The sequence below is a fragment of the Phormidesmis sp. 146-33 genome (assembly GCF_052939515.1).
In genome coordinates, this window is record NZ_JBJPHU010000002.1 from 1 (window position 1) to 18672 (window position 18672).

The following is an 18672-nucleotide window of genomic DNA, read 5'->3' on the forward strand; positions in this document are numbered from 1 at the left end:
AAAAATGCAACGCTTTATCTAGTTGGCGCTGGATTCAGTACCAGAACTCAATACATTGTCATCTGGCTTTTCTTTGCGGTGCCAGCTTCCATCCTCACCACGCTGAAATCCCTGCTTGATGCTATTCCAGGCGACACTGAGCGCAGCTTCTCGATCCAAACCATCTCCTGTGCATTCTTAAAAGCAGCCATAAAGACTTGATCAGACCCATCCATCAGTTGATCAGTCACTTCCGATGGCAAACCAGTATTTTGTTCATCTACATCGTCTCGCTGTGCAGCAATATCATCCGCTTGAAAACGATCGGTTGTTTGTGCAGTTTCAAAGGGTTGCTCTGGCATAAAAAAATACTCCTGTTAACTATCTTTTCGAGCAATTGTATGAAGCTGGTTCTCCAACCTCATCCTTCTAAAAGTAGGAAAAATCTTCAATTGATCTCTGCCTAAAAGAAGAAATTTTTGATTGCTAACCCAACACACAGCCTGAGCGGGCCGCGAGATTGATCAGTAGTTGATCGCTCGTTTCCGACAAATCAGCCGACCCAAACAATAGTTTGTTGGGCAGTGCTTTTAATTCTATTTTGAAGCGATCGAGGCTGAGTTTTAGTGCAGAAGTTCCAACATTGACGGCGACGAGCAGGACTTCTTGATCGAGGGTGCGGGCAAAGATATAGCCGTCTCCTTCGGCATGAAGAACTTTGTAGTCGCCAATCCTCAAAGCAGGGTGAGCGTGACGCAGGGCAATTAGTTGACGGTGATAGGTGAGAAGGTTCTGGTTCCACTCGGATGGATCTGGAAAACCGCGACGAGAATCAGGGTCGATCGCCCCCGGCAAACCCACTTCATCCCCATAATAAATGCTAGGTGCACCGGGGTAAGTCATCAGCAACAGTGTAGAAAGCTCAATGCTAGGCACATCACCATCGGCAATGGTCAGCAATCGCGCAGTGTCATGGCTCGCTAATAGATTTAACTGAGTTAATTGAATCTGCCAATCATACAGTTTTAACAACTTTTGAATCTTCTTGGCGTACTGAGAAGCTGATAGAGCCGGGTACGGTTTGTAATCACGACTTTCAACCTGATCGAGAATCACCCGATCGCCTGCTGTAAATGCGATGGTCGGCCCTGTAAACAGATAATTCATCACGCCATCAAATTGAGTCCCATCCAACCATTGTCGAGAATCTCCCCAGACTTCACCCACGATGTAGGCTTCCGGATTGACAGCTTTGACGCGATCGCGAAACTCCTGCCAAAATCCCTCAGCTTCGATCTCAAACGGTACATCCAACCGCCAACCATCAATGCCAAACTTGAGCCAATATTCAGCAATCTCCATCAGATATTCGCGCACTTCTGGATTGTCGTGATTAAACACGGGCAGCGCTCGATTGCCAAACCATCCCTCGTAGTTGGCGGGAAACTCTCCGTTATAGGCATTGACGGGCCATTTATAGATTTTGAACCAGTTGACCCAGGGAGAATGCGGCCCGTTTTCTAACACATCATGAAAGAAGAAAAACCCCCGACTCGAATGATTGAATACCCCGTCTAACACCACTTTGATATCGCGACGGTGAGCCTCATCCAAAAAATCTCGAAATGCTGAATTGCCACCCAAGAGGGGATCAACTTGATAATAGTCGTGTGTATGGTAGCGATGATTGCTGGCTGATTGAAAAATCGGAGTGAAATAAATCGCAGTGATACCCAAATCTTGAATATAATCTAACTTCTCTGTGACTCCCCACAAGTCCCCCCCCTTATAGCCTTGCAGCGTTGGGGTTGCCTGCCAGTCTTCCCAGCGATCGTGCTGCAAAAATCGATGAGGTGGCGTTTTGGATTTGGCGAAGCGATCGGGGAAAATTTGATAAAAAACCGCGTGTTTAACCCAGTCTGGTGTTTGAATTTGCATCGAGGTTGTTCGGTGAAGTGGTTCTGTGATCTCCATTGCCAAGGGTACAGGCCCTTGAGAATTTTTGAGTCTCACCTGTGGTAGAAAATACCCTTGTCAAATTCCTGTTTATTGAAAGTGCGATCGCAACTAGCATTCTAGAGATTATTAAATTTTTGCTACAATGAGAAGCTTTTTCATCTCCGTAAGCCACGATAGCTACAGCCAGAAGTGAAACTCCTTACGCTGAAAAGTTACCTCATTCCCAGGGTCAATCTATGCAACTTAAAGATTTGGTCGCACAAAACAAAGTCATCAACCTGGCAACGTTGACCAGTGATAAAGAACTTGTCAAAGATCTGCAAACTCGTCTAAGTGCGATCGGCTTTTTGCCCGGTGATGTCAAGACGACGATCGATGGTGTGTTTGGGCCTGCTACAAAAGCCGCGCTTGAAAACTTCTGCAAATCGGCTCATCTCAACAATGCTGCGACGGGTTTGTTTGGCCCAACCTTTGCCCGCAAATTAGTCGATGTGCGTCCGCCTTTAGTCGCTTCACCAGCCTTGGTCGCCAACAGTCCTAAAAATGATGCGCTGGCAACAGCCCTCAAATTTACGCTGCAATGGGAAGGCGGCTACGTTAATCATCCCGATGATCCCGGTGGGGCGACGAATATGGGGGTGATTCAAGACACTTACGATACGTATCGAATTGAGAAACGGTTACCGACTCAGCCTGTTGAGTTGATTACCCACGAAGAGGTTCACGACATCTATTTTTCAATGTATTGGAAGCCGTCTCAAGCCACAATTATGGTGTTGCCGCTGGCGGTGGCGCACTTTGATACGGCGGTCAATTTTGGAGTGGGTGGCGCGATCGAGTTTTTACAAGAAGCGTTGGGAATCAGCGCGGATGGGGTTTTTGGCCCTGGCACTCAGGCAAAGCTATCAGCTCACAACAATGCTCAAACCGCCGCCAAAATTGTCCAGGGTCGGATTAATTATCGCAATCAGCGCGTGGATTCTAATCCCAGTCAAGAGGTTTTTTTGCAGGGCTGGCTCAATCGAGACAATGATTTGGGGCGCTTTTTGAAGACGGCGATCGGTTGACGGGGATGAGGAAGAAGGGATGAGGGATGAGGGATGAGTCGCCTATTCTTTGAGACTTTAAGCTGAAAGTTCTATTTAATTTTGTTGGATAGGTTTCGTTAGATCGCTTTGCTAGATCACCGTGGATTTGACTCTTTGCGGGTGACTTGAAGAAATCAGTTTTCTGCTTCGGGGTTTGGATCTTTTGCCTCCCAACTCCCTACTTCTAGAGGACTTTTAGACAAGATTTGTGGTGCAAAGTTTCTTACAGGTTGAATCTGCGTTAATCGATGATGTACTGGAAGAGCAAGTAGACCATAAAGGTTAGCCAGATCAGGGCAAATAGAGCAGTTCCCAGTGATAACCAAACGATCGCACTGAAAATGCTGACAAGTCCCTGCCCTTGAGTGGTGCTAGAACGGCGGTGAAACTCCTGCCAAAGAACGATCGTGGCATTCACAGCCAGCACGCCTGCAAACATCGTTGCCCACTGTAGCCAATCTTGCTCGGTGATAAATCGATATCGAGAAATTAGGGTGCCAGCGTTGGCGCTACTGGGGACAAACGTGGGATTTCTCAAGGGTGAAATGCGGTGGATGAAAAGAGCGATCGGCACCGTCAAACCGACCAAAAATCCCAGACTGATCGCTGGAAGGTATCGCCATCGAGAAGCCATTTGTCTAGATCCTCCGATCGTTCCTGTTGAGCGACTGTAATCGCCTGCATAGCTGAAATTTGAACCTAACACTGAGTAGTTTGTCTTTGCCACCCACACTATATCAAATCAATTTGTTAATGCTACAGATCCTTCGCCTCCTACAAATGACGGATTCCGGTGATGAGTCCCGCGCAAATGCCTGTCAGGAAGTCGAGATCGATCGTTTCCAGTCGATCGCTGTCCTGGTGATAATGGGGATTTCTCAAGTCGGCGGTGTCGGTGATCATGAAAGCTCGATCGCCTCGATCCCAAAATGGCGCATGGTCACTGCGGCGCGTCAGGGGGAGAATCTTTCCTTTTTTGGGGACGGGCAGCCATTCACACTTAACTCCAGCTTGACGAATCGCTCGACGCAAACGCAGCATATCGGGAATCGATTTCAAGTTGCCAACCAATCCAATAAAATCGCCCTGATGAGGATAGAACCGCTCCAGTCCAGCGGGATAGGTTTGAGACTGGGGGCGTGACGTGCAATAGCCCAACATTTCGAGCGAAATCATCAGGCGTAACGGCTCGTTTTGCAGGGAATTAGCGTAATGGGTGCTGCCTGCTCGATCGTAAGTCGTTTCCTCAAAGTCAAAGGCAACCAATCGAACGGGATAGCGAGCCGAATCTGTGCTAAAAGCCCTCGCTAATTCGAGTAATACAGCGACTCCGGTGGCATTGTCGTCGGCTCCAAGAGAACCCGGAAAAGTATCGTAATGGGCACCAATTAAAATCGGTGGTTTGGTTTGTTTTCCTGCCAGATTTAAAACCCAATTTGTGTGCGTTCTTTGCCCGATTTTGAACTCGTGACGATCGACCGATCCCCATTGTTCAAATGTTTGGCGAATATATTGTTGTACATAAAAATGTCCGACTGTTGCTAGATAAGCATCTCGTTCTCGAATAATTTCTAAAAGGTGCGATCGCAGTCGTTCTTTGAGTTCCAGCATTTTTAAAGAGTCTCGCTCACTAACTTACTGCTTTAGAGGGATGAAATCAAAAATTAGAGAAAGGAGTATTCTTCCTAACAAAACTTTTATAACAATCAGCCGATGATCAGTAGGTTGGTGTGTTGAAATCTTTGAACATTCAGAATTTTTGGTAGTAATTCTGATCTTTTCAAGCAGAAAGTTTTGGGTTCTTGCAACCGACTCGAATCGAAGTGATTGTTCTGGATGCGATCGAGTTCTTTCATAGACTTTTCAGAGGTGTGAGTGAGATTTTATGATTAAAAAGGAACTGCAACAAGGCGCGATCGGACTAGCTTTTCTTGCGGGGGGGTTGCTCTCTAACACAGCGGCTTGGGCAGAAAGTCCCGCGATCGACGCGCAAAATTTTGGTCTAGAAGCCGATTCCTCTGACGTGGCGGCCCTGGATCAAGTCACCTCTGTCTCGCAGCTTACGGATGTGCGTCCCACTGATTGGGCGTTTCAGGCGTTGCAGTCTCTAGTCGAACGGTATGGCTGTATTGCAGGCTATCCCGACAAGACCTATCGCGGCAATCGGGCCATGACTCGCTATGAATTTGCAGCCGGATTGAATGCTTGTCTCAATCGTGTGAATGAATTAATTGCAGCCGCCACCTCGGATTTAGTCAAAAAAGAAGACCTGGCAACCCTACAAAAACTTCAGGAAGAATTTGCCGCAGAATTGGCAACCTTGCGCGGACGAGTCGATGCCTTAGAAGCCCGCACTTCGACCCTAGAAAAACAGCAATTTTCAACCACAACCAAGCTGGGCGTTGAAGTCGTAGCCTATCTAGCAGACGCTTATGGAGACAGCGCCGATCGCCTCAACAATCCCAACATTGGCTATCGGGCCCGCTTTGATTTTGACACTAGCTTTTCGGGGAGAGATCGGCTGAGAGTCCGCTTACAGTCTACTAATCTGCGCCGCTTGGATACGGGCACTCAGTTTCCGGCTGGAGTCTTGAGCGGACAGACTGACGAATCGCGCTTTTTGGCCACCAGCGTTTCTCAAAATGGTCAGGTCACAATCAATCGACTGCAATATCGCTTTCCGGTTGGCGAAAATCTCACGGTTTATCTAGACGCGAATACGATCGATCCCAGCATCATCACCGATCCAATTACGCCCTTCAATGATCAGGTCACAGGATCGCTTTCTAACTTTGCTCAAATTAATCCGATTTTCTTTCCGATCGGCAACCGGGCTGGATTGGCTGCCAACCTCAAACTCTCACCCGCAATCAGTTTGGACTTTGGCTACTACGGAGAAGACTCGACGCTCGGCGGGCCCAACTTCCCAGACGAAAAATCAGGCATTTTTAACGGGGGGCACAGCGCCTGGAGCCAGCTTGTTTATAACTCTGGAGCGCTGAAATTTGGTCTGATGTACGTGAATACCTATTCAGTCGCCAATGGAGTCGATACGCTGGCAGGAAGCAATGCGGCAAAAGTGATCGGGGCAGGGCCAGTACAAGGCAATTCCTACGGCGTTCAGCTTAGTTATCGATTGGCTCCCAAATTTGAACTAGCTGGCTGGGTTGGCTACACCGCGGCCCGATCGCTCGGAGACGGCACCAAAGGCGATGCAGATGTCTGGAACTACGCCATCAATTTAGCGTTTCCTGACTTGGGCAAAAAAGGCAATCTGGGCGGCCTCGTCTTCGGAATGCAGCCCAAACTCACCAGCACTAGCAATGACGCACTCGCCCAAGCGATCGGACTCCCCGCAGGTCAACGCAGCGATCGCAACACGGGCTATCACATTGAGGCATTTTACCGCTACCAACTCACGGACAACCTTTCGATCACACCGGGCGTAGTTTGGCTGACGGCTCCTAATCATGACGATCGCAATCCCGATGTCGTCATTGGAGTGATCCGCACCACCTTCGTGTTCTAGAAATTACCTACTTCGGTAGTTGTGAGCATTGGATTAGTTGATTTACATCTGTTGTAAGAAGTATGAGGGTGAATTGAATGAAACGACGAAAGGTAATACTAAGTGGATTATTTTTGACATCGCTGGCGACTAGTGCGATCGTCGGATGCAGCAATCAATCGGCCAGCACTCAGGGCAGTGGCGGCGACAGTAAAGTTTTAACGATGGTCACATCACCAGACTATCCACCCTACGGATTCTACGACACATCGGGAGGCGAACGAAAAATAGTCGGGTTTGACATCGACATCGCGAACTATATCGCCAAAGAATTGGGATACGAACTGAGAATTCAAGAATCCAATTTTGACGGTCTGATTCCCGCTCTGCAAGCCAAACGCGCTGATTTTGTCATGGCAGGAATGACCCCCACCGAGGAGCGCAAAAAAAACGTTGATTTCTCGACACTTTACTTTCAAGCGCAGAATGCGATCGTCGCCCTCAAAGGCAGTAATTTGACGACTCCAGAAAGTCTAGCAGGCAAAAAAGTGGGGGTACAGTTAGGCTCGATTCAAGCAGGCGACCTTAAGAAAATTAGCGAAAAAGTCAAAGGAATCGAAGCCAAAACGCTCAACAGAATCCCTGAAATCGTTCAAGAAGTTAAATCAAAGCGCATTGATGCCGCCATTATCGAAAACACCGTGATCGAAGGGTTGATCAAAACCAATCCCGATCTAGAGTTCAACATCATCCCGTCTGAAGGGCCGTCGGGGTCAGCGATCGCCTTCCCAAAAGGGTCAACTCGCGTCGAAGAATTTAACAAAGTATTACAAAAAATGAAAGACAGCGGAGAACTCGATCGCCTCGCCAAAAAATGGTTCTCCACCAGCATTCCTCCCTCTCCAGCAGCGTCCCCAGCCGCCTCTCCAACCGCCTCTCCAACCGCTTCCCCAACTGCCTCCCCAACCACCTCACCCTAATCTTCCACCACCCTCAAACCGAGGGATCACAGAAAAATTAAATTTATTTTCTCCTCCCTCCTCCCTCCTCCCTCCTCTCTCCTCCCTCCTCCCTCCTCCCTCCCGATTATGCTCCCATCCTTCATATGTTGACTCCCCTATCCCTTCTGGCAGCCCTTAACTTAGATTTTGGCCGTATCCTTCCTGATATTCCTTTTATTCTGAGTGGCATTCCCCAGACACTTTTATTTACGTTTACTTCTGTATTCTTTGGTCTGCTGCTCGCGACAATACTCTCTCTATTCAAAATCTCTGGCATCAAGCCCCTCTACTGGTTTGCCGTCGCGTACACGTCTGTATTTAGAGGAACACCCCTCCTGCTGCAACTCTCCTTGATCTACTTCGCGACCCCTCAGTTGATTGGTTATGATATTTCTGCATTGCAGGCAGGAGTATTTACCTTTAGTCTCAACTCTGGCGCTTACATGTCCGAAACCATTCGCGCAGGGATTCAAGCAGTTGAGAAAGGTCAATCTGAAGCTGCGATGTCGTTAGGAATTCCTTACCCATTGCTGATGTGGGATGTAGTGTTGCCCCAAGCGTTGAAGAATATATTGCCAGCGTTGGTCAATGAAACGATCGCTCTCCTCAAAGACTCCTCCCTAGTCTCGACGGTGGGCGTTGTCGAAATTCTTCGGAGCGCTCAAATCGTGGGGTCAAACAAATACATCTATTTTGAACCGTTGATTTTTGCAGGATTGCTCTATTACATTCTGGTCATGGCACTCACGTACACCGCATCCATTCTAGAAAAGAGGTTAAGACGCAGTGAATAATCAAACCGTCATTCGAGTCGAGTTTTTGTCCAAATCCTTCGGGACGCTCAAAGTGTTGGATGATATTTCAACAGAGATTCATCGAGGCGAAGTCGTGGCCGTTTTGGGGCCGTCTGGCTCTGGGAAATCGACCTTTTTGCGCTGCATGAATTTATTAGAGCGCCCCACACGCGGACGCATTTATTTCAACGATCAAGACATCACTGCCGCGCATACAAATATTGCTACAGTACGCCAAAAATTGGGAATGGTGTTTCAACACTTTAATCTGTTCCCCCACATGACCACGCTCAAAAATGTCACCTATGCGCCGATCAAAATTAAACACGAAAGCGAATCGGAAGCAAAACGCAAAGGAATGGAGCTATTAGCAAAAGTTGGATTAGATGAAAAGTGCGATGTGTATCCGTCTCGGCTCTCTGGTGGACAAAAACAGCGCGTCGCGATCGCCCGTGCCCTCGCGATGGAACCCGAAGTTATCCTATTTGACGAACCCACCTCCGCCCTCGACCCCGAAACCGTCAAAGAAGTCTTGGACGTGATGAAATCTCTCGCTCAAACAGGCATCACAATGGCGATCGTCACCCACGAAATGGGATTTGCCCGCGAAGTTGCCGATCGCATTCTCTTTTTAGACCAGGGCAAGCTGGCTGAAGACGCTTCTCCAAAAGACTTTTTCGCCAATCCGAGGTGCGATCGAGCCAAACAATTCCTCGAAAAAATGCTCTAAACAAATTCGCCTCTCGCTACCAGCACCACCTGACCACCGACGGAAACCTCGATCGCATCGCCCGATTTTTGCGCCTTGAGAAACAGCAGCGACGGCCGTCCAATTTCATAGCCTTGTTCGACGCGAATCTCAAGAGCGTGATGAGTTACTTGCAAGGGGTCGCCAAAATAGTCATACTTCGCCAAATATCCCGCTAGACAGCCATTGGCGCTGCCCGTTGCCGGATCTTCAGGAATGCCCATCGCATCGACAAAGACTCTGACGCTGAGTTGATTGATCGGCTGGTAGGGTTCTGGACAAAAAATCAGCATGGCCTGCGCGTCTGTGGTCTGGAGCAATTCAAACAAGCGATCGCGGTTCGTTTTAGCCTGCTTGAGCGATCGCTGAGTCTTTAACGGCACGATAAAAAAAGGCAGCCCGGTCGAGACTTCTTGAATCGGATAGCGATCGTCCAGATCCGAGGGGTCAAGATTGAGAATGGGCGCAATCGTCGTTGCCTCAAATTTTCGTCCAAACGTCGGGGGATTTTGGCGCATCCACAGCAGGTCGATCGTCCCATTGGGGTAGTTGAGCGTCACCGGAATCGGCCCCACTTTCAGGTTGAGCGTCACCGATTCGACAGGCTGCCCGATGACTTCTTGTTGCAGAATAAATGCAGTTCCCAGAGTGGGATGTCCAGCAAACGGCAACTCGCGATCGGGCGTAAAAATCCGCACGTCATAGCCGCCTTCTCGCATCTCCTCAGACAAAATGAACGTCGTTTCTGAATAATTGATCTCTTTGGCAATTCGCTGCATTTGCTCCGTGGAGAGGTTTCCACAATGACGAAAGACAGCAAGCTGATTGCCCGCATACTTCTCTTCGGCAAACACATCGACAATGTAAAACGTCAATTTTTCCATCGGTTAATCTCGCACCAAACACCCTAACAGTACATCGGCTAGCCAGATTTTTGGGTCAGCTTCGATCGATAAGAACAAAAGGGAAGTCTGATCTCGCCAAAAGCTGCCAACACCCTCACAATAAAACTATCGAGCCAAAGACTGTACAGGAGGCTTTATGCATTTGACCACTCAAGATTTAGAAAACATTCAGGCGCATTACCCCAACTATCGAATGGAGTTGGTCAATGGAGAAGTGATCATCATGAGTCCCTGTGGATACGAATCAGACGAGGTAGCAACCGAAGTGGCAAGAGTTTTAGGCAATTGGGTTAGACCTCGCAAATTGGGACGTGTGACAGGCTCTAGTGCAGGCTTTAAGTTGCCAAACTCTGATACTCGTGCGCCAGATGTTTCGTTTGTCCAGGCAGAACGGCTACGTCGCAGTCCCCGCAGTTTTGCTGAGTTAGCTCCCGATCTGATGGTGGAGGTCAAATCGCCTACTGACAGCCTTCAAAAACTGAGAGATAAGATTGATGAGTTTTTGCAACAGGGCACCAGAGTAGGAATTTTGATCAATCCAGAACAGCGTTGGGTTGAGATGCGCCGCTCAGACCAGGAAGTTGTAACGTTGCAAGATGGCGATGTTTTGACGGTTCCCGATGTGCTGCCTGGTTGGGAAGTAGCCGTTACCGATTTATGGGCACCAGAGTTTGAGTGAACTCGATCGCGCGCTATTCTCGATCGCTCATCCAATCACGTTTCTTCCACCGTTTCAAATCGATTCGTCACAGCGTTGTTAAACTAATTCATCTTCTGGTTAAGGAACGGGTTTCAGCTTGGTTAATTTTAGTTTGAAGGGCCCGCCCACGGTTTCCCCAAATGCCTTCACGCGCACGATGTAATTTCCGGGCTTGCCGATTCGCGTAAACAATAACGAATTGGTCGTGCCATCTGGGCCGTCGTCGTTCTCAGAAACCGTTTCGCCTTTGGTCGTCATCAGCGTCACGATCGTATCAAAATTGTCAGACGATAAATCGATCGAAATCTGGTCACCCGCTTGTAGTTGGATCGAGTAATCTCGCGCAAAATTGCCCTGTCCTGTAGGAATGTCAGCATCCGACAGCGTATCCGAAATCTCCTTACCAGAAGTCAGCGGAATTGGCGTATAAATTTTGTTTTGGGCCACCGCAGCCCGATCGAGCGCCACCATCAAAGATACCGCCGCCAACCCGTTAATCCACCGTTTCATCTCACTCACCACCAAAATTGCTCAACCTCAACCAACAAGCACCCCTTATCCCTTCAGCTTCTCCAGGGTCGCTTCTAACTCCGGCAACTCAACCGAGCCAGAGAAAACCACTCCATTCATGACAAAAAACGGAGTCCCTTCAACGCCCAGCTTTTCGCCTAACTGGAGGTCTTGAACGATCGCCGTCTCTGCGGCCTTACTGGAGCGATCGCGCTCAAATCGCGCTACATCTAATCCCAAAGTCTTGGCAGTTTGTGAGTAAAAGGCTTCCCCTAACTGTTTCTGATTGGTAAACAGCGCATCGTGATACTCCCAAAATTTGCCCTGCCGTCCAGCGGCCCAGGCGGCTTTTGCCGCAGGCATCGCCTCAGCGTGAATCGTCGTTAGCGGAAAGTGTTTATACACCAAAGTCACTTCGTCGCCGTGTTTTGCTAAAAACTGCTTGAGTGTGGCACTGGCCGCCGCGCAATAAGGACACTGAAAGTCAGAAAACTCGACCAGCACAACCTTTCCAGCTTTGGCACCCGTCGTCGGAGACTGACCAATCACCGCCCTCGGATTCGTTTTCATCTGATCAACAAACGCCTGCTGGGACTGCCGCTGCTGATCTTGCTGTTGTTTTTGGTAAGTCCTGACCGATTCGAGAATCACTTCTGGATGCTTGCGAATAATTTGCAGCACTTGCTCTTCTAGCTGGGGGTTAATCGGCGCTGCCAGTAAAGGGGAACCCATCACCAACAGCCAACTCAACAGCAAAAAACCAGCTAATTTTACGGCTTGCTGAAGGTGCGCTCGAAATCCAAGTTTTTTCACGTTTGTTCCCTTGCCTGACATCATTAAGCTGGGTTTCCCCTCTCAGCCATCTGAAGATTTTAGCTTTTCAAGGCGGACTGCTGCATAAAGTCAAACGATCGCTCGTGTAATCCCTCAGCTATCTATTCTTCTAAGGAGTCTGCCATGAATCGACTTTCTTGCTTGCTGCTCTCTGCGATCAGTCTGGGAACCTTGAATCTCTCTGCTCAAGCTGCTCCTGATGTGCCCAAAAATTTACAGGTGCCATCGGGTCAAGAACTTTTGTTCAAAATGGCGGCTCAAGGCGTGCAGATTTATGAATGCAAAGCTAAAGCAGAAGATGCCAATCAGTTTGAATGGACACTAAGAGCACCTGATGCGGTGTTGCTCAACGACCAAGGCAAAACGACTGGAAAGCACTACGCCGGGCCCACCTGGGAAGCCAATGACGGCAGCAAAATTGCAGGGCAACTCAAAGAAAAGTCCGGTGCGCCCGACAAAGATACGATTCCCTGGCTATTGCTGGAGGCCAAATCTCATGAAGGAAGCGGCAAATTTAGCCCCGTCAATTGGATTCAGCGATTAGAAACGACAGGCGGCAAAGCGCCTACTGAAGGGTGCGATCGGGTTCGCAGTCAATCTCAAGTCCGAGTCAGCTACACCGCCAACTACTATTTCTACGGCTCTTCTACAGCTAAGACCACTCCCCAGCCAGACTATTACTATTAGACCGCTTTAAGTTGAATCCCCTTCACGCCTTTCCTAATAAATCGTCAGGTAAGTTTCTGTAGAACTGATGGGTAACAGTCTTAAGGTCTGATTTTGTAAATCTAGCTTGATGCCCAACGCCTCTAAAGGAATCACACCCAGAAGGGGATCGCGACCTCCGGGCAACTCCAAACATTCAAATGTCCCTTCTCGCCCCCGCAGAGAAATCTTTGCATCCTGAAAGATTCGAGCTTTGCCAATTCCCATTGCGGTTGAGACGTTGACTTCTTTGAGAATTTGCAGTCCTAGCTGGGCGATCGTTTCTGATGGCAAACAGAGTGTTGTAGCTCCTGTGTCCACCAGAACATTTTCTAAGGTCACCGATCGGATCTGTGTTTCAGAAATCACGTCCGCTTCTGCCAAAATTTGGTCAGCCCGCTTGTTATGCTACCTTGAGTTATCGGTGGGAGCGCAAGCAGCAAGCTATCTGTGGACACGATGCCCAAGTAGCTGTGAATTTTTGGTTGAGACGCAATTGGGAGGTGACTGGTGGGCTACAATTCTCGATAGGTTTTTCTTTTCATTGCAGGTTAGGTAGTGCGAAAACAGGAGGCCCTTATATTACTGGCAAAGCACCAAAACACGCTGAAGGATTTTGGCGTAAAGTCTCTGATGCTGTTTGGTTCAGTAGCAAGAGATGAAGCGCGAATAGACAGCGATGTCGATCTGCTGGTAGAGTTCGATCGCCCGGTCGGGTTGTTCACCTTTGTACGCTTGAAACGATACCTGGAGGAGATTTTAGAGAGTTCGGTTGATCTGGGTACACCCGACTCCCTCAAACCTTATCTACGGGAACCTGTTTTTCGGGAGGCGATTCGTGCCTTCTAGAGATTGGCAAAATAGAGTAAGAGATGTACTAGCCGCGATCGCAGAGATCCGAGAGTTCACAAACGAGACAACCTTTGAGGAGTTTCAAGGCGATCGCAAAACGATCAGGGCAGTCTTGTACAACCTAGCAATAGACCTCTTGCAGATTAGATGGCGAAAGCCTTGAGCCGAAAGATTTGGAGCTAAATCTGCAAAGTTGGCTTTCATTTTTAGTCTAAAACCAGAGCAGCCAGTAGTTTGAAACGTCGAATTTTCGTTAATGTGCGAGAGGTCTAATTATTGGTGAAGCAGTTCGTAGCATTCCACCTGATGTGGAAGTTTCACATCCTGAAATTCCTTGGGATGATGTGCGTGGAATGCGAAATATTGTGATTCACGAGTATTTTCAGGTGAACCTATTCATCATCTGGCAAACGATTCAAGAAGACCTTGTTTCATTAGAATTCTCGCTTCGCCAACTGATAAACCCTTGAGGAAAGTCTGTAATGGCGAACGAGGAACATTTAGCAATTCTTCGACAGGGTATTGAAATTTGGAATGATTGGGTAGAAGAAAACCCAAACATCGTTCCTGATTTAAGTGGAGTAATTTTAAGCGGGGCAGTTTTAAGTAAGGCAAACTTTTTTAGTAGTAATTTTAGCGGAGCGATTCTAAGTGGAGTAATTCTAAGTGAAGCTGATTTAACAGGTGCTGATCTCAGTGGAGTGGTTCTAATTGGAGCAATTTTAAGTAAGACAGTTCTCTTCGGCGCTAATCTCAGAGGAGCTAATCTAGGCGAAGCAAATTTAAACAAAAGTATTCTAAGTGAAACTGACCTTAGTAAAACTATTTTAAGAGGAGTAAATTTAAGTGATGCCGCCCTTAGCAGAGCAAACCTGCGTCAAGCTAATTTAAGTGGAGCTAATATTAATGATTCTGACTTTGTTAACGCTGATCTAAGTGGTGCCAACTTAAGCAGAACTCAAGCATTAGGAACAGATTTCACAGGAGCAATTTTTACAGCTACTTGCTTAGAAGACTGGAATATTAATACTGGTACTACTTTAGATGATACTGAATGTCAGTATGTTTATTTAAAGTCGGGAAATCAAGAACGTCGTCCAAGTAGTGGAGTTTTTGCCCCCGGCGATTTCAACAAGCTTTTCCAAAAAGCTTTAGGTACAGTTGATCTAATCTTTAGAAATGGAGTAGATTGGAATGCCCTACTGATTTCTCTAGAGAAACTAAAAGTTGAGACAGAAGGGAAAGAGTTATCAATTCAGGCAATAGAAAATAAAAATGATGGGGCATTTATTGTTCGCGTCAAGGTACCACTAGGAGCAGATAAAGCAAAATTAGAAAAATCTCTGAAACAGCGATATGAATCGGCTCTCAAATCTATCAACGAGAAGTATCGGCATCAACTACAAGCAAAAGATCGAGAAATTGAAGCTTATCAACACCAAAATACTAATTTGATGGAAATTGCCAGACTAATGGCAAGTAGACCAGTTAGTGTGGAAGCAAAGGCAATCGTGGAGAATCATGTAATGAGTGTAGATCGACATATCAATACAGGTAGCGGTAACTATATTGAATCTAACACCGGAACGTATGTTCAGGGTAACTACATCAATATGGGTAGTGACTTGAGCAGGGCAGCAGCACAAATTCAAGACTTGATTGAGCAGTTGCAGAAGAAAGGAGTGACAGTTGATGTTGCTCAGGAGCAGGTAGCAAGAGACATGGCGACTCAGGCTCAAACCAATTCGACAATCAAAGCCAACTTGTTAAAGTGGGGGCAGTCATTGGGAGATGCAACAGTGAGTGATGTGGTCAAAGGGGCTGTTAAATTGGCTATTCGTTCCGCAGGAATTCCCTTGCCTTGAGTTTATGAAGAAGCGACGGCAGCATAACAACCCCTCGATTGCTGCCTATCGCCCCTATACTATTTAGTTGGACGCTGACACAGAGAGAGGGCATTACATGGCATCCATTCGCGAGTTGCATCAACAACTCATCCGCAAAGAACGGTCTGCTGCCGAAATCGCTCAAGCTGCCTTGGATCAGATTCAAGCACTAGAGCCAAAGCTTCATAGCTTCTTGCACATCACCGCCGATCGTGCCCTGGCGCAGGCCAAACAGGTGGATGCCAAAATCGCGGCTGGCGAGGAGATCGGGCTGTTGGCGGGGATTCCGATCGCCCTCAAAGACAACCTCTGCACCCAGGGCATTCCCACTACTTGCGCGTCCAAAATTCTGCAAAACTTCGTGCCGCCTTACGAATCGACCGTGACGCAAAAAGTCGCAGATGCCGGAGCCGTGATCGTCGGCAAAACCAATCTGGATGAGTTTGCAATGGGCGGCTCGACTGAAACGTCTGCTTACCAACTCACCGCCAATCCCTGGGATCTGTCTCGCGTGCCGGGTGGGTCGTCTGGTGGGTCGGCCGCGTCCGTTGCTGCCGGAGAATGTACCGTTTCGCTAGGGTCGGATACAGGCGGATCAATTCGTCAACCCGCTTCTTTTTGCGGCATTGTCGGACTCAAACCCACCTACGGACTCGTTTCTCGATATGGGCTAGTCGCCTTTGCGTCCTCATTGGATCAGATCGGCCCCTTTGGTCGATCGGTCGAAGATACCGCCATTTTGCTCAACGCGATCGCCGGATACGATGCCAAAGATTCGACCAGTCTCAAAGTAGACATTCCCGACTACACGCAGTTTCTCACCCCCGATCTCAAAGGCAAAAAAGTTGGTGTAATTCGAGAAACCTTTGGCGAAGGGCTAGATCCTGAAGTCGAAAAAGCGGTGAGAACGGCGATCGAGCAACTCAAAGACTTGGGAGCCGAAATTCAAGAAATCTCCTGTCCCCGATTCCGCTATGGCATTGCCGCCTACTACATCATTGCCCCCTCGGAAGCCTCAGCCAATCTAGCCCGATACGATGGAGTCCGATACGGTGCCCGCATTGAGGATGCCGAAAACCTGATGGACATGTACACTCGCACTCGTGCTGAGGGCTTTGGCGCAGAAGTGAAACGCCGAATTATGATCGGCACCTACGTCTTGTCAGCAGGCTACTACGACGCTTACTACCTCAAAGCTCAGAAGGTCAGAACGCTAATCAAGCAAGATTTCGAGCAAGCCTTTTCTCAAGTCGATGTATTAGTGTCTCCCACCGCGCCAACGACCGCCTTCAAAATCGGTGAGAAGACGGCTGACCCGCTGAGTATGTATTTGACCGACTTGATGACGATTCCTGCAAATCTGGCAGGTCTTCCTGGCATGAGCGTCCCCTGTGGATTCGATAGTCAGGGAATGCCGATCGGTCTCCAAATTTTAGGCAACGTTTTGCGAGAAGACCAGATATTTCAAGTCGGCTACGCCTACGAGCAAGCGAGTGACTGGAAGGGACGATCGCCAAATCTGGGAGAGAAGAAATGAATAGGCTTCCTGCACGAATCATAGATGCCCCCCGACTGCTCTTGCGAAGCTAACATTAATTGCCAGGTATTCTGCGGAATTTATTCACCAGGTTATTCTAAAGGCAACGGGAGCAGCTAAAGCACGCCTTTTGAACTGGGAATCGTATGGGCCCGACGCGGATCGATTTCGGTTGCCATGCGGAGCGATCGCGCAAAGGCCTTAAAGGTTGCCTCAATAATGTGGTGAGAATTAATGCCGTCTAATTGCCGAATGTGTAGCGTTATCTGGGCATGGTTGACGATCGCCACAAAAAATTCTCTCACAAGCTGCGTATCGTAAGTTCCCACGCGCTGAGTCGGAATGTCTAACCCATAGCTGAGATGGGGACGACCCGAAAAATCGAGCGCTACTTGAATTAAAGCTTCATCCAACGGGGCGACAAAATGACCAAAGCGGACAATGCCTTTACGATCGCCCAATGCCTGAGCCAACGCCATCCCCAACGTAATGCCCACATCCTCATTGGTATGGTGATCGTCGATTTCAATATCGCCTGTCGCTTGCACGTCGAGATCGATCAGTCCATGTGACGCGATCTGATGCAGCATGTGATCTAGAAACGGCACCCCTGTTTTGGCAACACAGTGACCTGTCCCATCCAGATTGAGGCTAACTTTCACATCCGTTTCGCCTGTTTTGCGAGTCACGGAAGCGGTGCGAGCTAACTGAAAGCTAGAGGCAAGAGGACGATCGCTGGTCTGCATAGGAGTCATTTCAAATAGAGATGCTTCTATTATCCTGGAGATTTGACGCGATCGGGCGAGTTGTGACTCATCAAACCTTAAGCTTGTCCTGCCATCCGATTGGTTCTAAAGGTGACATTGGAGCCTTCCTGGGTTTGCTCTAAAACTAAGAGAGGCGTGGGTTTTGCTTTTTGATCCCAGCGCATGTTGGCGATGCGGCCCTGGACGGCAGGCTGCCAGGTTTCGTTTTCGTGAGAAGGACTCAGGAAAGTTTCAAAGCAGTCGATGATCTGATTAATCGTGACCGAAGTGGGCTGAGTCGGCAATTTGAGAATCTTGATTTGAATGCGAAACAGAACGCGCTTGGAGAGTTTGCCGCTGGCATCTTTTGCTTCATATTCGACATCAAAAATCTCATCGACCTGTCGCCCTGTGCTAGCAATGCCGATTTCACCTTGATTGGCCTGACCCGGACGCAGCGCGATCGTAATTTTGTCTTTGACTTTGATTTTGATTTGATTGACGATCGCAAAGTGAAACACCTCTTCAGCCATCCGCATTCTCAGATAGTCGAGGTTAAACTCTCGCGAGTGAATCAGATCGGGGTTACGCTCCATTTTGCCGATCGTTTCTACAGCGTATTTCAGCTTTTTGTGCAGTTCTCGATTCTTAAACGTCTCAAATTTGACCTGTTTTTTGAGCTTGTTGGCTTGAATTGTAGAGAAAATGCCAAGAACCACCAGCAGCAAAAACAACCCACCAGAGGCGGCCATCCAAACTTGTTGCCCAGCGTCTTGACTCGGTGTAGAGACCGCAGCGGGACTGGAAGCCGATTTTGTTTTGGTCGTTTTGGGAGCGGCTTGAGCGAGTAAGGGAAAAATAAGCTGAGATGACATAGACGATGCTGGCTAGGAACTTGAATCGTTTTCAGAATGCCCCCG

At 48.3% G+C, this 18672-nt stretch carries 21 protein-coding genes; 11 read left to right on the plus strand and 10 right to left on the minus strand.

The window, feature by feature from the left end; all coding sequences use genetic code 11:
- Window positions 1-18: 18 nt before the first annotated feature.
- Both ACJ2PR_RS01185 and ACJ2PR_RS01190 read right to left on the minus strand, forming a co-directional pair.
- Window positions 19-159 carry a ChaB family protein gene (locus ACJ2PR_RS01185; protein WP_446875620.1) on the minus strand — a complete coding sequence of 47 codons (141 nt, stop codon included), beginning with the start codon at window positions 157-159 and terminating at the stop codon, window positions 19-21.
- 306 nt (window positions 160-465) lie between these two features.
- Entirely contained in the window at window positions 466-1917 is a 1452-nt protein-coding gene (locus ACJ2PR_RS01190; protein ID WP_446875621.1) for a glycoside hydrolase family 13 protein, read from the minus strand.
- 257 nt (window positions 1918-2174) lie between these two features.
- Here ACJ2PR_RS01190 and ACJ2PR_RS01195 point away from each other — a divergent pair, with 257 nt between their 5' ends.
- Window positions 2175-3005, plus strand: coding sequence for a glycosyl hydrolase 108 family protein (locus tag ACJ2PR_RS01195; protein ID WP_446875622.1), 831 nt, complete (start codon window positions 2175-2177; stop codon window positions 3003-3005).
- A 262-nt stretch (window positions 3006-3267) separates the two neighbouring features.
- Here the strand turns inward: ACJ2PR_RS01195 and ACJ2PR_RS01200 are convergent, their stop codons facing one another.
- Entirely contained in the window at window positions 3268-3660 is a 393-nt protein-coding gene (locus ACJ2PR_RS01200) for a hypothetical protein (protein WP_446875623.1), read from the minus strand.
- Window positions 3661-3800: 140 nt separating this feature from the next.
- Complete coding sequence (locus ACJ2PR_RS01205; RefSeq protein ID WP_446875624.1) at window positions 3801-4637, minus strand: M28 family peptidase; 837 nt, start codon at window positions 4635-4637, stop codon at window positions 3801-3803.
- Window positions 4638-4911: 274 nt separating this feature from the next.
- Between ACJ2PR_RS01205 and ACJ2PR_RS01210 the strand changes: the two genes are divergently transcribed.
- From ACJ2PR_RS01210 to ACJ2PR_RS01225, 4 genes are all read left to right on the plus strand, one after another.
- Window positions 4912-6555, plus strand: coding sequence for an iron uptake porin (locus tag ACJ2PR_RS01210; RefSeq protein WP_446875625.1), 1644 nt, complete (start codon window positions 4912-4914; stop codon window positions 6553-6555).
- A gap of 77 nt (window positions 6556-6632) precedes the next feature.
- Entirely contained in the window at window positions 6633-7514 is an 882-nt protein-coding gene (locus tag ACJ2PR_RS01215; protein WP_446875626.1) for a transporter substrate-binding domain-containing protein, read from the plus strand.
- 125 nt (window positions 7515-7639) lie between these two features.
- On the plus strand, window positions 7640-8329 hold the full coding sequence (locus ACJ2PR_RS01220; protein ID WP_446875627.1) for an amino acid ABC transporter permease: 690 nt from the start codon (window positions 7640-7642) through the stop codon (window positions 8327-8329).
- Window positions 8322-9059 (plus strand): amino acid ABC transporter ATP-binding protein, encoded by a 738-nt coding sequence (locus ACJ2PR_RS01225; RefSeq protein ID WP_446858746.1) that lies wholly within the window; start codon window positions 8322-8324, stop codon window positions 9057-9059. Before ACJ2PR_RS01220 ends, ACJ2PR_RS01225 begins: the two co-directional genes overlap by 8 nt.
- On the opposite strand, the gene ACJ2PR_RS01230 is transcribed toward ACJ2PR_RS01225, so the two are convergent.
- Entirely contained in the window at window positions 9056-9961 is a 906-nt protein-coding gene (locus ACJ2PR_RS01230; RefSeq protein ID WP_446868966.1) for a PhzF family phenazine biosynthesis protein, read from the minus strand. The genes ACJ2PR_RS01225 and ACJ2PR_RS01230 overlap by 4 nt on opposite strands.
- A gap of 157 nt (window positions 9962-10118) precedes the next feature.
- Between ACJ2PR_RS01230 and ACJ2PR_RS01235 the strand changes: the two genes are divergently transcribed.
- Window positions 10119-10661: a Uma2 family endonuclease gene (locus ACJ2PR_RS01235; RefSeq protein ID WP_446868965.1), complete on the plus strand. Its 543-nt coding sequence runs from the start codon at window positions 10119-10121 to the stop codon at window positions 10659-10661.
- A 99-nt stretch (window positions 10662-10760) separates the two neighbouring features.
- On the opposite strand, the gene ACJ2PR_RS01240 is transcribed toward ACJ2PR_RS01235, so the two are convergent.
- Both ACJ2PR_RS01240 and ACJ2PR_RS01245 read right to left on the minus strand, forming a co-directional pair.
- Window positions 10761-11192 (minus strand): PPC domain-containing protein, encoded by a 432-nt coding sequence (locus tag ACJ2PR_RS01240; RefSeq protein ID WP_446868964.1) that lies wholly within the window; start codon window positions 11190-11192, stop codon window positions 10761-10763.
- A 45-nt stretch (window positions 11193-11237) separates the two neighbouring features.
- Window positions 11238-12005 (minus strand): DsbA family protein, encoded by a 768-nt coding sequence (locus tag ACJ2PR_RS01245; RefSeq protein WP_446868963.1) that lies wholly within the window; start codon window positions 12003-12005, stop codon window positions 11238-11240.
- Between the two features lie 144 nt (window positions 12006-12149).
- Here ACJ2PR_RS01245 and ACJ2PR_RS01250 point away from each other — a divergent pair, with 144 nt between their 5' ends.
- A complete protein-coding gene (locus tag ACJ2PR_RS01250) occupies window positions 12150-12713 on the plus strand; it encodes a DUF3455 domain-containing protein (RefSeq protein WP_446875628.1) in 564 nt (187 codons plus the stop codon).
- 33 nt (window positions 12714-12746) lie between these two features.
- On the opposite strand, the gene ACJ2PR_RS01255 is transcribed toward ACJ2PR_RS01250, so the two are convergent.
- On the minus strand, window positions 12747-13100 hold the full coding sequence (locus ACJ2PR_RS01255) for a retroviral-like aspartic protease family protein (protein ID WP_446858752.1): 354 nt from the start codon (window positions 13098-13100) through the stop codon (window positions 12747-12749).
- A gap of 189 nt (window positions 13101-13289) precedes the next feature.
- Here ACJ2PR_RS01255 and ACJ2PR_RS01260 point away from each other — a divergent pair, with 189 nt between their 5' ends.
- The 4 genes from ACJ2PR_RS01260 to gatA all read left to right on the plus strand — a co-directional run bounded on the left by ACJ2PR_RS01260 (window position 13290) and on the right by gatA (window position 17006).
- Window positions 13290-13580 carry a nucleotidyltransferase family protein gene (locus ACJ2PR_RS01260; protein ID WP_446858753.1) on the plus strand — a complete coding sequence of 97 codons (291 nt, stop codon included), beginning with the start codon at window positions 13290-13292 and terminating at the stop codon, window positions 13578-13580.
- A 278-nt stretch (window positions 13581-13858) separates the two neighbouring features.
- Window positions 13859-14053: a HepT-like ribonuclease domain-containing protein gene (locus ACJ2PR_RS01265; RefSeq protein ID WP_446875716.1), complete on the plus strand. Its 195-nt coding sequence runs from the start codon at window positions 13859-13861 to the stop codon at window positions 14051-14053.
- Window positions 14054-14065: 12 nt separating this feature from the next.
- Complete coding sequence (locus ACJ2PR_RS01270) at window positions 14066-15448, plus strand: pentapeptide repeat-containing protein (protein WP_446875629.1); 1383 nt, start codon at window positions 14066-14068, stop codon at window positions 15446-15448.
- Window positions 15449-15545: 97 nt separating this feature from the next.
- Window positions 15546-17006 (plus strand): Asp-tRNA(Asn)/Glu-tRNA(Gln) amidotransferase subunit GatA, encoded by a 1461-nt coding sequence (gatA, locus tag ACJ2PR_RS01275; RefSeq protein WP_446868960.1) that lies wholly within the window; start codon window positions 15546-15548, stop codon window positions 17004-17006.
- Between the two features lie 116 nt (window positions 17007-17122).
- Here gatA and hisB read toward each other — a convergent pair whose 3' ends face one another.
- On the minus strand, window positions 17123-17761 hold the full coding sequence (gene hisB, locus ACJ2PR_RS01280) for an imidazoleglycerol-phosphate dehydratase HisB (protein ID WP_446868959.1): 639 nt from the start codon (window positions 17759-17761) through the stop codon (window positions 17123-17125).
- Window positions 17762-17829: 68 nt separating this feature from the next.
- Window positions 17830-18627, minus strand: a complete 798-nt coding sequence (locus ACJ2PR_RS01285; RefSeq protein ID WP_446858759.1) for a hypothetical protein — start codon at window positions 18625-18627, stop codon at window positions 17830-17832.
- Between the last annotated feature and the right edge of the window lie 45 nt (window positions 18628-18672).

What these genes read in the sequence shown, in the direction of transcription:
- ACJ2PR_RS01240 (WP_446868964.1), bottom strand. Translation starts at nt 11,192, where the DNA reads ATGAAACGGTGGATTAACGGGTTGGCGGCGGTATCTTTGATGGTGGCG.
- ACJ2PR_RS01190 (WP_446875621.1), bottom strand. Translation starts at nt 1,917, where the DNA reads ATGCAAATTCAAACACCAGACTGGGTTAAACACGCGGTTTTTTATCAA.
- ACJ2PR_RS01215 (WP_446875626.1), top strand. Translation starts at nt 6,633, where the DNA reads ATGAAACGACGAAAGGTAATACTAAGTGGATTATTTTTGACATCGCTG.
- ACJ2PR_RS01250 (WP_446875628.1), top strand. Translation starts at nt 12,150, where the DNA reads ATGAATCGACTTTCTTGCTTGCTGCTCTCTGCGATCAGTCTGGGAACC.
- ACJ2PR_RS01220 (WP_446875627.1), top strand. Translation starts at nt 7,640, where the DNA reads ATGTTGACTCCCCTATCCCTTCTGGCAGCCCTTAACTTAGATTTTGGC.
- ACJ2PR_RS01195 (WP_446875622.1), top strand. Translation starts at nt 2,175, where the DNA reads ATGCAACTTAAAGATTTGGTCGCACAAAACAAAGTCATCAACCTGGCA.
- ACJ2PR_RS01200 (WP_446875623.1), bottom strand. Translation starts at nt 3,660, where the DNA reads ATGGCTTCTCGATGGCGATACCTTCCAGCGATCAGTCTGGGATTTTTG.
- ACJ2PR_RS01230 (WP_446868966.1), bottom strand. Translation starts at nt 9,961, where the DNA reads ATGGAAAAATTGACGTTTTACATTGTCGATGTGTTTGCCGAAGAGAAG.
- ACJ2PR_RS01235 (WP_446868965.1), top strand. Translation starts at nt 10,119, where the DNA reads ATGCATTTGACCACTCAAGATTTAGAAAACATTCAGGCGCATTACCCC.
- ACJ2PR_RS01210 (WP_446875625.1), top strand. Translation starts at nt 4,912, where the DNA reads ATGATTAAAAAGGAACTGCAACAAGGCGCGATCGGACTAGCTTTTCTT.
- ACJ2PR_RS01205 (WP_446875624.1), bottom strand. Translation starts at nt 4,637, where the DNA reads ATGCTGGAACTCAAAGAACGACTGCGATCGCACCTTTTAGAAATTATT.
- gatA (WP_446868960.1), top strand. Translation starts at nt 15,546, where the DNA reads ATGGCATCCATTCGCGAGTTGCATCAACAACTCATCCGCAAAGAACGG.
- ACJ2PR_RS01285 (WP_446858759.1), bottom strand. Translation starts at nt 18,627, where the DNA reads ATGTCATCTCAGCTTATTTTTCCCTTACTCGCTCAAGCCGCTCCCAAA.
- hisB (WP_446868959.1), bottom strand. Translation starts at nt 17,761, where the DNA reads ATGACTCCTATGCAGACCAGCGATCGTCCTCTTGCCTCTAGCTTTCAG.
- ACJ2PR_RS01270 (WP_446875629.1), top strand. Translation starts at nt 14,066, where the DNA reads ATGGCGAACGAGGAACATTTAGCAATTCTTCGACAGGGTATTGAAATT.